The following is a 10,279-nucleotide window of genomic DNA, read 5'->3' as shown; positions in this document are numbered from 1 at the left end:
GCACCCGGCGGGGTCCGCAGCACGCTGAGGCTGGTGGAGAGCGCATCACCGATCTGGCTCATGGCACTCGCCCAGGCATCGACGACAGGTCCAAGCGCGTCAATGCTCCACAGCCGGTAGCCGGCCCACGGGTCCTGGGGCGCAACAAGTTCGACGGTCAACGCAGTGGCCACCCCGACCCCGCCCCCGCCTCGAAAAGCCCACAGCGCCCCGCGATCGGCGGCGTCAGGCGCGTCCTCCGCCGCCCGCCGCATCTGCCCGTTGCCATCTATGTAGTCGACGGACAGCAGCGCCGAACTGGCCATCCCGTACGGGCGGGTCAAAAACCCGACCCCTCCCCCGAACGTGTAACCGGCGACGGCCACCGTGGGCGAGGTGCCGGCCAGTCCCAGCAGCCCGTCGCGTTCGGCAATTGCGTTGACCGCTGCCCAGGTTGCGCCCGCACCGACTCGGGCCACACGGGCTTGCGTATCGATGCGCACCGTGTTCAACCCGGAGGTGTTCACCAGCAACCGATCGGATTCGATCGGTGCGCCCGCCCCGTGTCCACTGGCCTGGACCGCGACCCCGAGATTGCGCTGGGCGGCCCACTGTACGGCCTGGGCGACCTCTTCGGTGCTGCGCGGGTGAGCCACGGCCGCGGGGCGCTGCAGCACCGTTGCGTTGTGCGGGTTGGTCGCGGCCCGGTATCCGGCGCTTCCCGGCGGTGAGAAAAGATCGGCTCTCATCGGGACACCAGCAGCAGCGCGGTGGTGACGAGCATGACGGCGGCGGTGCCGCCGTGGACGCCCCAGGCGATCGACTTGGAGCCGCCGTTGCGCAACACGATTGCCGCGTCGGCCAATGGAATGATGTTGGCGGCCAACATAACCCAGCCAACCAGGTGGGGCGTGCCCGCGACCATCAGGATGATGACGAACAGTCCTGTCGCGATGTCGCGCACGCCCTTGACGCTCAGGTAGGCGCCCGCGCCCGGCTGGTCGAGATCGGGCAGTACCCCATAGCCGGCGGCGGCGACGCGCGGTGCGAGCAGGAAACGCGCCCCGATGAAGATGATGCCCGCGGCGAGCAGTCCGGCGAGCGAATAGCCGATGATGGTAACGGTCATGTCGAATACCCCTTCTAGCGGATTGGTGAAAATGGCATTGCTTCAAGCAATTTCGTCTCGACATCGACGATGTCGCCGACGTCGAAGCCGGCCATGTCGGCGGAGAAGTCCGGGCTGGCCATGACGCGTCGAGTGAGGTCCTCGGGGTCGGCACCCGCTGGGTATTGGATCAACGCGACGAGTCGGTTGGCGCCACCGCTTCGCTCGGTCCACACGCCGTGGGTGGCGATCCCGAATGTCTCGAAGGTGGGCACGTGGCGTGCCCAGTGCACCGTTGCATACCGCTGCAGCGCGCCTGGTGATCGCAGCGTGTAGATCCTGAGCTGGAACATGTCTTGACTCCCTCCACTCGCACTGCTAGCGACGCTAACCCTCGGACGAGGGCGTGTCAATAGCGTCGCTAGTTTTCCTAGTCGTGCTACCATCGGGTATGGCTATCGAGGATCGGCGGGAGCGGGAGCGGGCCGCAAGGCGGAGTTTGATCGTGACGACGGCCCGCAGGTTGGCCGAGGCCGAAGGCTGGGATGCCGTCACCACTCGTCGGCTGTCGACCGAAATCGAATACAGCCAGCCGGTGCTGTACAAGCACTTCGCCGGCATGGAACAAATCGCCGACGCCGTGGCCGTCGACGGGTTTGGCGAGCTCGCCGACGCGATCCGCGACGCCCGTTCGGGAGCGGGAGCGGCCGGCGATGTCCTTACCCGAGTTGCGCAGGCATACCTTGACTTCGCCCGCGACAATCCGGCGGTATACGACGCCATGTTCACCCGCGCGACCACCTTGCGCTTCGCCGACGAAGAAACTCCCCCGGAGCTCACGGCAGGCTTTGCCGAACTGCGGCAAGCGGTACGCCTGGTCGCCGATGAACAGCAGGCTGACGCGCTCACCGAAGTGTTGTGGGCTGCCCTGCACGGGCTAGTCACTCTCTCCCGTACCGGGCGCCTGCGTCCCGGACAGGACGCGGAACGGCTCGAACTGCTCGTCGAGCGATTCACCGGCGGCGGGAAACCGTCACGCTGAGTCAAGCGGCGGACGACGCGTGTCCTCGAGGACGAGCCGACGGGACTCTGGCGCCTGTGGTGGGGATCACGCCAAAACCGGGCATGCTTCGATCTCGAAGCGAGTTATGACGGTAACTGCTTAGAACTTGAAGCATTTTAAGAGGCTTCGCCCGTATGACGTTGCATCGCAGCGTTTCTCGGCGCGAGCCGGCGATCGGAGGGCGTGGCGTTGTGCGCAACAGCCGCCCGGAAGGAGGCAGTGACATGACCAAGCTCGCACTCATCACGGGGGCCACCTCGGGCATCGGCAGGGCATATGCCGAACGCCTGGCCGCTGACGGGTACGACCTGGTGATCGTGGGCAGGCGCGAGCGGCGCTTGGCGGCGTTCGTCGATGCCCACCCGGAGGTCAAGGTCCGAACCGTCGTCGCCGATCTTTCCAATAGCGATGACGTCGACCGGGTGGCCGAGATCTGCACCACCGAACCCCTGACCCTGCTGGTGAACAACGCCGGGGTCGCCCACTACATGCCGCTGGCCCAACTGCCCGCGAGCAAGGCCAGGGAACTGGTGAACGTCAAGGTCCTCGCCCCCACGATGCTCACCCGCGCCGCAATCAGTGGGATGCAGCAGCGCGGTACAGGCGCGATCGTCAACATGGCGGGGATGATCGCCTTCAGCGGTCCCGCGCCGCATTCCCAGATGCCCCGCCGCGCCGTCTATGCGGGGACGCTGGCCCACCTCGTCGCGATGTCCCAAACCCTCGCCGCTGAGCTCGAAGGGACCGGCGTCGTGGTGCAGGTGGTGTGCCCTGGCGTGGTGGCAACCGAGTTTCACGAGCGCCAGGACATGGACGTCAGCGCGCTGCCCCGGATGAGCGCCGACGACGTCGTCACCGCGAGTTTGCGGGGGCTGCAGTTCGGCGAGACCGTCTGCGCCCCAGGCGTAGAGGACACCAAACTGCTCGATGCCGTTTTTCAAGCAGGCCTCGCGGCTTTCGCCGCACAAAGTCCAGAGCTGGCCACGCGATACCGCGGTTGAGCCGCCACCCGACACGAAAGGATTGCGAATGAATGCACCCGCAACCCCGTTGCCCGGAGGCACCTGGACGTTGGGCGACGCGACCGTCACCCGCTTCGGCTACGGCGCAATGCAATTGGCCGGGCCGTGGGTCATGGGGCCGCCGGCCGACCGGGACGAAGCCATCGCTGTGCTGCGCGAAGCCGTCGAGTTGGGCATCACCCACATCGACACCAGCGACGCCTATGGACCGCGGATTACCAACACACTCATCCGCGAGGCGCTGCATCCCTACCCGCGCTCGTTGTTCATCGCGACGAAAGTTGGAGCCCGCCGTGACGCGGAGGGCGGCTGGCCGACGGCAAGGCGACCGGAGGATTTGCGCCGGCAGGTCCACGAAAATATCGACGCGCTCGGGGTCGACGTCCTCGACCTGGTGAACCTGCGCATGGGCGATGCCCAAGGCGTTCTACCCGAGCCGATCGCCGCAGCTTTCGAGACGCTGGTCGACCTGCAGCGGCAGGGCGTAATCCGTCACCTCGGCCTCAGCAACGTCACCGACGACCAAGTCGCCGAGGCGCGCGCGATGGCCCCGATCGTAAGTGTGCAGAACATGTACAACCTCGCCCACCGTGACGACGACAACCTGATCGACCGCCTCGCAGCCGACGGCATCGCCTATGTCCCCTTCTTTCCGCTCGGCGGGTTCACGCCCCTCCAGTCCGAGGCGCTTGCCAGGGTCGCGGCCCGGTTGGGGGCCCCGCCGATATCGGTAGCGCTGGCCTGGTTGTTGCAGCGCTCTCCGAACATCCTGCTCATCCCCGGCACCTCCTCAAGGGTGCACTTGCGTGAGAACGTCGTTGGCGCGGGATTGCGCCTCACCGCCGAGGACATCGCCGAACTGGACGGTATCGCCGCCTGACCGGCACGCCGGGCCCCGAACGGTCTCCCGGAACGCCGGGGCAACGCTCGGGACCTCCCACCGACACCGTGCTCGCGGTGACAACCGAACTTATTGACCGGCAACGGAATCGGATATCGGAGTCAACTCCGCATGGATCGTTCGGCCGAACTTGGACCGCATCAGCCGGTGCGCCGACGGCACCAGCACGCCATGCAGGAGTGGATATTTCCGCCGGAGCAGACGCGCCGCATGCTGGTATTCGGCCCCCTCCAGCAGACGCGCGCGGCCGGCCAGCGCGGATCCCGTCGGCTTGCCCGACGCGGTCGCCGGGCCGAATTCGACATTTGGGTTACGGCGAATGCGGCGCACTTTGACCGCCCGTTCGAAACTGCGAAAGTAGGCGCGGTCCCCGTCCACCACGATGCTGACCGGGCTGGAGCCGGGCCTGCCGTCCTTGCGAAAGGTGGTGAGGCTGATGGTCTTTTGACGCACAAACGGCGCCAGCATCGGACTGGTCGCCGTGCTCACGGAGCCCGGCACGTGGCCGAGCTGGCGCAACCGCAGCACAAACGCCACGAGCAGGGCGGCCGACGTCCCACCGAGCACCCACGCTTGCGTGGTGGAACCACCGACGTCGAGGTCGACGATGTGGTTGACCGTGTGCACGGTGTTCGCCACCAGAAATCCGGCGAGCGCCGTCGCCAGCGCGTCCGCCCAGATCAGTGCGAGTAGCAGCGTGACGCCCAGGCCCAGCTGGAACGCACCCACGTCATGCAAGAAGTGCCGGTGCGTAGCGAAACCAACGGAATCGGCGAAGGAAGCCGGATCGACGAGGCACCAGATCCCGATTCCGGCCGTGACCGCCCCCACGGCCGCTGTCACCGCGATCAGATAGACCTGCGCAGGCGTACTCAAGCGATTCATCGTGTCGTCCTCCCGACATCCGTCGTACTCTCTGGTCGCTAGACGGGATAGGACAGCGATATGTGACGCGCGCCTACGCGCCTCAAGGATTTACGCGGAAGCGTTTGAGCCGTGACGCCGCTCCGGAGATCAATTCGACCCGGCTCCTGGGCAATTGGAGATGGGCCGCCAACAGCCGAGTGACGGCGTCGTTGGCCTTCCCGTCGACGGCCGGCTCGCGGACGTAGATCGTCAGCTCACCGTTGGGACCCACCTCGACGAGGGGTCCCTTACGGCTGCCGGGCTTGACCCTCACCACAACGGAGTCGTTCATGCGGCGAAAGCTACCGGCCGCCGTTGCACAGGCGCGAAGGCCGCGTTAGCCGGCCGGCGGTACCACCGGTGGGCGGCATTCGTTGGCGCCGGGATCCCACCACCAACCGTTGTCGCAAGCGAGCGGTTGTGGCCCGACCCCGAGGAGCCGGCACACATTCGCCGTCGGGTCCCACCATTGGCCCGGGTCGCATGCCAACGGTTGTGGCCCGACCCCGAGGGGTCGACAAACCTTGCCCGTCGGGTCCCACCATTCGCCGGCGCCGCAGTCGGCCGAACTCACGGCCGGCGTCGCGATCGTCACGGCTGCCATCGACGCGAATGCCATCATGGCGATGACCACAAGATGCCGAATGACCGTCCTCATCGCGGGCCTCCTCTCGTGATATGTGCATTATCGAACGAAGCCGGGGACAAAGGTCAATACCCGTCGTTGGGCCCGCAGCCGATCGCGCACGTCGGCGATGCGGTGTAATGCGATGCCGGAATGGAAAATGCGTCGTGTGGCGCTGTTGTAGCGTGACTCCGTGAAGTGTTCCCGGGCGCTGTTGACCATGCTCTGCACAGCGGCTGCGGTGATCGCTATTTCTCTGGCGGGCGGGCGATCTCACGCGGACAACGACGAGTTCGCCTACCCGTTCGCATGCGACAAGGCTTCCCTGACAGCGGATTTCGCGAGCCGCGACGGGTTGCCGCAAACGCAAGATCCTCCCGGCGACTGGTATCGCATGGACGCCGACGGGCATTACCTCAACCGAGGATGGGGCCCGCGGTCCGTCGCCCTGCCGCCGCCGGATATCCCGCAAGACGCGCGTTGTGATGCAAGCACCTGGAGACGGGAACGCGTCCTTGCCGTCGCCCTGCGCTACGTCTACTCCCCCGGCAACCCGCTGGGCCTGCAATACCGCCACCATCACATCCCCGGCTGGCAGCCACCAACATCGACCTATGCCGGCGCGCTCGGAGAGAATCCGGACCCCGACGCCCCGCAGGGGTTGACCGCCTGGGATCCCGGCCGCGGTCTGGACTGCTCGAATTTCACCGCCTGGGTCTACAACTACGGTCTCGGCATCAAGTTCGGTGGCGATGTCCACGAGCAGGCCGACGGCACCGCTGGTCCGATGGGCCGCCGCGTCCCGCAGGAAGGTCCGTTCCGGCCCGGAGATCTGATCTATCTGCACCCCAACGGAGATGCGAGCCGCGCCTCGCACGTCGTCATCTACGTCGACGACGGCCACATCATCGACAGCCGAGTCAACGCCCAAAACCGTCTCGGGGTCCAGGTTCGCAACCGATCGGGCTGGTACCGCGAGGCTGTCCTCGGCGGCTGGCGGCCGATCGACTGAGGCGCCCACGCGCCGGCTAGTAGCCTCGCGGTCGTGGCACTTCGCGACCATGGCGACCCCGACGGCGCGCCCTCCGCGCCCCCGCCGCTTCGGCCGCCGACCAACTCCACGCGGCCATCGGCGGCGGAGCAGGCCCGCACCATCGCGGCCGCCACCAACGCCGCCGCGCTGGCCTCGTTAACCCCCGACGGCGACCCCTGGGCGTCGCTGGTGGCCTATGGATTGCTGGGCGGGGCTCCGGTGCTGTGCGTGTCAAACCTCGCCGAACATGGTCGCAACCTGGCCGCCGACCCGCGGGCGAGCCTGTCCATCGTCGCGCCCGCCGCCGAACCTGACCCGCTGGCGGGCGGCCGCATCACCCTGGCGGGCAGGGTCGCTCCCCCATTGGCCGACGACCAAGGCGCGGCGCGGACCGCCTACCTGAACGCGGTGCCCGAAGCCCGCCATTACGTCGACTTCACCGACTTCACCCTCTGGGTGCTGAGCGTGCGCAGGGTGCGCTGGGTGGGTGGCTACGGCCGGATGGACTCGGCAACCGGCGACGAGTACGCGGCCGCCGCGCCGGATCGGGTCGCGCCGGCCGCGCCGAGGGCCCTGGCGCACCTCAACGCCGACCACAGCGACGCCCTGACGGCGATGGCGCGCGCGTTCGGCGGCTATCCGGACGCCGATACCGCGGTGTGCACCGGCATCGACCGGTACGGGCTGGACCTGCGCGTACACACTCCGCGCGGGGTGGCCTACACCCGCGTCGGGTTTCCGGAACGGCTGCATTCTGCCGACCAATTACGTTCGGCGACAGCTGATTTGGCCCGAAGTGCGGGGCGACCCGGATAACTGCCGGGCTCGGTTGCGCGGGGTCGGCAGGCCGGCCGAGGGAGCCGGTGGGTGGAGGTCCGCGGCGTGCAGCGATGAATTCTGCACGCTCCACCGGTCAGACCTTTCGGACCGACGAATTTCGAGCAAAGGTGGATCCCATGTCCGTACACACGACCCTGCCGCCCGTGGTCGATCGACAAACCTGGCGCGCGGCGCTCGACGAACTGCGCGAACGCGAGAAGGCGGCCACCCGCGAATTGGATGCGATCGCCGCCCAGCGCCGCCGTCTGCCGATGGTCGAGTTGCCCGACTACACCCTGATGGGCGCCGACGGGCCGATTCGCCTGGCGGACGTGTTCGACGGCCGCTCGCAGTTGATCGTCTACCACCACATGTGGTCCGACGGCGCGGAGTGGCAGTGCAGCGGGTGCACGGGCTTTACGTCGCAATTCACCCGCCTGGAGTTCCTGGACAACTATGACGCCCGGTTCGTCATCGTGACGAACGGCCCGATCGCAGAAGCTCTCGCCTACAAGCACAGGGTCGGCAACCGCATGGACTGGTATTCGTCCTCACAGAGCCCGTTCGCCGCCGACATGGACGCGCCGCCCGGCGGCGGCTTCGGGGTCAACGTGTTCCTCCGCGACGGCGAGACCGTCTACCGCACGTGGCATACCAACGGGCGAGGCACCGAGCAACTGAGTCACACATTCGGGCTGATCGACATCCTGCCGTGGGGCCGCCAAGAGGAATGGCTCGATTCGCCCGAAGGCTGGCCGTCACGGCCCACCTACTCGGGGTGGCTCGACTCGCCCGCCATCGCGGCCGCCTACGGCCCCCGGACAGGTGCAGACAACCATGAACGCTGAACGCTACGTCGTTACCCGCACCATCGCCGCTACCCCGGCGGAGATCTTCGCCGTCCTCGCCGACCCGTCCCGCCACCAGAACACCGAGCCCACCGATTGGGTCCGCGATGCGGTGGACACCGACCCCATCACCACCGCGGGACAGATGTTCGCGATGAACATGTACCTCCCACAGGCCGGCGGCGACTACGTCACGCACAACCTGGTCGATGTCTTCGATGCGGAGCGCTCGATCGGCTGGAAGCCGGGCGTGCTCGACGACGCCGGCAACCATACGGCCGGCGGCTGGTTCTGGCGCTACGACCTCGTCCCCAACGGCGATGGAACGGACGTCACCCTCACGTACGACTGGAGCGGCACATCGCAGGATTTCCGGGACCGCGTGGGCAAGATTCCGATCTTCGCTGAGGATTACCTCGCCGAGTCGCTGGCCTCGCTGGAGCGCTCGGTGGTGGGCTGATGACTCGGGGCGCCGATCGGCTACTGTGCGGCCAGCGTGGAATTCGCTGAGACGCAGGAGATCTCGGAAGCGGGCAGCGGCCTGCAGAAGAAATTTCCTTGTACTGCATCGCATCCGTAGTCCTTGAGCCGCTGGGCGGTGGCGCTGTCCTCGACACCTTCCGCAACGGTGGCGATGCCGAACGCGGATGCCAGCTCGATGACCGAGCGTGCAATGGTGGCGGCCCGGTCGTCGTGCACGATCGGCGCTATGAATTCCCGGCCGAGCTTGATCTCGTCGGCCGGGAGTTCGCGCAGATAGGTGAGAGTGGCGTAGCCGCTGCCGAAGTCGTCGATCGCCACCCGGATGCCGTTTTCACGGAGACGATTGAGCACCGTTCGGGCCCTCGCAAAGTCGGCCACCATCAAATCCTCGGTGATCTCGATCGTGAGGCAACTGGGCGGCATCCCGCGCTCCGCGAGCACGGACATGATGCGGTCCGGCAGCGCATCATTGTCTAGAGACGGCGCCCCCAGGTTGATTGCGACCGGGATCGCTGTGCCCGCCGCGTACCACGCGGCAGCGTCGGAGACGGCCCGCGTCAGCACCAGATCGGTAAGCACATGTATCAGCCCGTGCTCGCGGACCAGCGGTAAGAACTCGTCGGGGCCCAGCACGCCGAACCGCGGGTGCTGCCAGCGCACCAGCGCCTCTACTCCGGTCACCGAACCGGTCGACATGGAGAATTTCGGCTGGTAGAGCAAGGTCAGCGAATCGTTCTCAATGGCCCGTCTCAGTTCGCCGAGCAGTTGCAATCGCGCGATGGCACCGGCATGTGGCGGCAACCCGGCGAGCTGCGCGTCCATCTCAGAGTTGAACGTCCGCACGTTGGTGGAGCTGGGCAGCCGGGCGTACGACCGTGCGGCATCGGCCTGTTTGAGAAGATCGCCCGGCGTCAGGGCCTGTGTTCCGGCCGAGGCCACGCCGATGCTCAGACGTACGTCCAGCCGGTGATCCTCGACGGCGACGGGTTCCTCGAAAGACCTTGCCAGCCCGTTGGCAACCTGCTCGGCCACGTCGGGACGGTCCTCGACCAACACCGCAAACTCGTCGCCCCCCATCCGCGCAACGGTGTGGCTGTCGCTGATGTTGGCCTGGATCCGCTCGCCGACGTCGCGTAGCAGTTCGTCGCCCACGTCGTAACCCAGCGTGTCATTCACCAGCTTGAAATCGTCGACGCCCACCGTCATCACGCTGACGGGCACGTCGTGCTGAACGTGGAGGCGAAGCGCATGCGCCAGGCGATCGTTGAACAGGCGGTGATTTGCCAACCCGGTCAGCGGGTCCCGCAAAGCGGCGTCGGATACCGCGGCGAGGAGGCGTTGCTTTCGGTCCAGGAGCAAGATGTGGCGGGCCACGGTGGTGACGAACAGCACCACGCAGACCGAGAAGATGAACGCCTCACCCCGGTACGCCGGCCAAAAGTGCACGGCGGCAACGGCAATGGCCAGCAGCACGGCCAGGTACGGCAGCCAG

15 protein-coding genes are annotated in these 10,279 nt (G+C 67.0%); 8 read left to right on the top strand and 7 right to left on the bottom strand.

Annotated elements, in window-relative coordinates; genetic code table 11:
* From A9X03_RS05575 to A9X03_RS05565, 3 genes are all read right to left on the bottom strand, one after another.
* A partial coding sequence (locus A9X03_RS05575) for an FAD-dependent oxidoreductase (protein WP_156746483.1) occupies positions 1–728 on the bottom strand: 728 nt, incomplete at its 3' end.
* Positions 725–1,108, bottom strand: coding sequence for a DUF4267 domain-containing protein (locus A9X03_RS05570; protein ID WP_068260067.1), 384 nt, complete (start codon positions 1,106–1,108; stop codon positions 725–727). The genes A9X03_RS05570 and A9X03_RS05575, both read right to left, overlap by 4 nt.
* Before the next feature lie 14 nt (positions 1,109–1,122).
* Positions 1,123–1,440: an NIPSNAP family protein gene (locus A9X03_RS05565; RefSeq protein ID WP_068260064.1), complete on the bottom strand. Its 318-nt coding sequence runs from the start codon at positions 1,438–1,440 to the stop codon at positions 1,123–1,125.
* 98 nt (positions 1,441–1,538) lie between these two features.
* Here A9X03_RS05565 and A9X03_RS05560 point away from each other — a divergent pair, with 98 nt between their 5' ends.
* The 3 genes from A9X03_RS05560 (at position 1,539) to A9X03_RS05550 (ending at position 4,052) form a co-directional block, all read left to right on the top strand.
* Positions 1,539–2,129, top strand: coding sequence for a TetR/AcrR family transcriptional regulator (locus A9X03_RS05560; protein ID WP_068260062.1), 591 nt, complete (start codon positions 1,539–1,541; stop codon positions 2,127–2,129).
* Positions 2,130–2,374: 245 nt separating this feature from the next.
* Complete coding sequence (locus tag A9X03_RS05555; protein WP_068260059.1) at positions 2,375–3,151, top strand: SDR family oxidoreductase; 777 nt, start codon at positions 2,375–2,377, stop codon at positions 3,149–3,151.
* Positions 3,152–3,179: 28 nt separating this feature from the next.
* Positions 3,180–4,052 carry an oxidoreductase gene (locus tag A9X03_RS05550; RefSeq protein ID WP_068260057.1) on the top strand — a complete coding sequence of 291 codons (873 nt, stop codon included), beginning with the start codon at positions 3,180–3,182 and terminating at the stop codon, positions 4,050–4,052.
* 90 nt (positions 4,053–4,142) lie between these two features.
* On the opposite strand, the gene A9X03_RS05545 is transcribed toward A9X03_RS05550, so the two are convergent.
* The 3 genes from A9X03_RS05545 to A9X03_RS30065 all read right to left on the bottom strand — a co-directional run bounded on the left by A9X03_RS05545 (position 4,143) and on the right by A9X03_RS30065 (position 5,637).
* Positions 4,143–4,958: a PPOX class F420-dependent oxidoreductase gene (locus A9X03_RS05545; RefSeq protein ID WP_068260055.1), complete on the bottom strand. Its 816-nt coding sequence runs from the start codon at positions 4,956–4,958 to the stop codon at positions 4,143–4,145.
* Between the two features lie 82 nt (positions 4,959–5,040).
* Positions 5,041–5,271, bottom strand: a complete 231-nt coding sequence (locus A9X03_RS05540; protein WP_067750748.1) for a DUF167 domain-containing protein — start codon at positions 5,269–5,271, stop codon at positions 5,041–5,043.
* A gap of 45 nt (positions 5,272–5,316) precedes the next feature.
* The gene (locus A9X03_RS30065; RefSeq protein ID WP_068260052.1) at positions 5,317–5,637 is read right to left on the bottom strand and encodes a hypothetical protein; all 321 of its coding nucleotides are present in this window, start codon (positions 5,635–5,637) and stop codon (positions 5,317–5,319) included.
* Between the two features lie 160 nt (positions 5,638–5,797).
* On the opposite strand from A9X03_RS30065, the gene A9X03_RS05530 reads away from it, so the two are divergent.
* The 4 genes from A9X03_RS05530 to A9X03_RS05515 all read left to right on the top strand — a co-directional run bounded on the left by A9X03_RS05530 (position 5,798) and on the right by A9X03_RS05515 (position 8,764).
* Positions 5,798–6,616, top strand: coding sequence for an NlpC/P60 family protein (locus A9X03_RS05530; RefSeq protein WP_156746482.1), 819 nt, complete (start codon positions 5,798–5,800; stop codon positions 6,614–6,616).
* A gap of 33 nt (positions 6,617–6,649) precedes the next feature.
* The gene (locus A9X03_RS05525) at positions 6,650–7,453 is read left to right on the top strand and encodes a HugZ family protein (protein ID WP_068260046.1); all 804 of its coding nucleotides are present in this window, start codon (positions 6,650–6,652) and stop codon (positions 7,451–7,453) included.
* A gap of 140 nt (positions 7,454–7,593) precedes the next feature.
* Complete coding sequence (locus A9X03_RS05520; protein ID WP_068260043.1) at positions 7,594–8,304, top strand: DUF899 family protein; 711 nt, start codon at positions 7,594–7,596, stop codon at positions 8,302–8,304.
* Positions 8,294–8,764, top strand: coding sequence for an SRPBCC family protein (locus A9X03_RS05515; protein WP_067785278.1), 471 nt, complete (start codon positions 8,294–8,296; stop codon positions 8,762–8,764). Before A9X03_RS05520 ends, A9X03_RS05515 begins: the two co-directional genes overlap by 11 nt.
* Before the next feature lie 20 nt (positions 8,765–8,784).
* Here A9X03_RS05515 and A9X03_RS05510 read toward each other — a convergent pair whose 3' ends face one another.
* The gene (locus A9X03_RS05510) at positions 8,785–10,074 is read right to left on the bottom strand and encodes a bifunctional diguanylate cyclase/phosphodiesterase (protein ID WP_231975352.1); all 1,290 of its coding nucleotides are present in this window, start codon (positions 10,072–10,074) and stop codon (positions 8,785–8,787) included.
* On the opposite strand from A9X03_RS05510, the gene A9X03_RS29690 reads away from it, so the two are divergent.
* A partial coding sequence (locus A9X03_RS29690) for a hypothetical protein (RefSeq protein WP_197696021.1) occupies positions 10,012–10,279 on the top strand: 268 nt, incomplete at its 3' end. The genes A9X03_RS05510 and A9X03_RS29690 overlap by 63 nt on opposite strands.

The sequence above is a fragment of the Mycobacterium sp. E1715 genome, from assembly GCF_001667625.1.
Taxonomy (GTDB): Bacteria; Actinomycetota; Actinomycetes; order Mycobacteriales; family Mycobacteriaceae; genus Mycobacterium.
Note: the sequence above shows the minus strand (reverse complement) of the source record. Positions and strands in the feature narration are given on the sequence as shown.

What these genes read in the sequence shown, in the direction of transcription:
- A9X03_RS05570 (WP_068260067.1), bottom strand. Translation starts at nt 1,108, where the DNA reads ATGACCGTTACCATCATCGGCTATTCGCTCGCCGGACTGCTCGCCGCG.
- A9X03_RS05565 (WP_068260064.1), bottom strand. Translation starts at nt 1,440, where the DNA reads ATGTTCCAGCTCAGGATCTACACGCTGCGATCACCAGGCGCGCTGCAG.
- A9X03_RS05560 (WP_068260062.1), top strand. Translation starts at nt 1,539, where the DNA reads ATGGCTATCGAGGATCGGCGGGAGCGGGAGCGGGCCGCAAGGCGGAGT.
- A9X03_RS05555 (WP_068260059.1), top strand. Translation starts at nt 2,375, where the DNA reads ATGACCAAGCTCGCACTCATCACGGGGGCCACCTCGGGCATCGGCAGG.
- A9X03_RS05550 (WP_068260057.1), top strand. Translation starts at nt 3,180, where the DNA reads ATGAATGCACCCGCAACCCCGTTGCCCGGAGGCACCTGGACGTTGGGC.
- A9X03_RS05545 (WP_068260055.1), bottom strand. Translation starts at nt 4,958, where the DNA reads ATGAATCGCTTGAGTACGCCTGCGCAGGTCTATCTGATCGCGGTGACA.
- A9X03_RS05540 (WP_067750748.1), bottom strand. Translation starts at nt 5,271, where the DNA reads ATGAACGACTCCGTTGTGGTGAGGGTCAAGCCCGGCAGCCGTAAGGGA.
- A9X03_RS30065 (WP_068260052.1), bottom strand. Translation starts at nt 5,637, where the DNA reads ATGAGGACGGTCATTCGGCATCTTGTGGTCATCGCCATGATGGCATTC.
- A9X03_RS05520 (WP_068260043.1), top strand. Translation starts at nt 7,594, where the DNA reads ATGTCCGTACACACGACCCTGCCGCCCGTGGTCGATCGACAAACCTGG.
- A9X03_RS05515 (WP_067785278.1), top strand. Translation starts at nt 8,294, where the DNA reads ATGAACGCTGAACGCTACGTCGTTACCCGCACCATCGCCGCTACCCCG.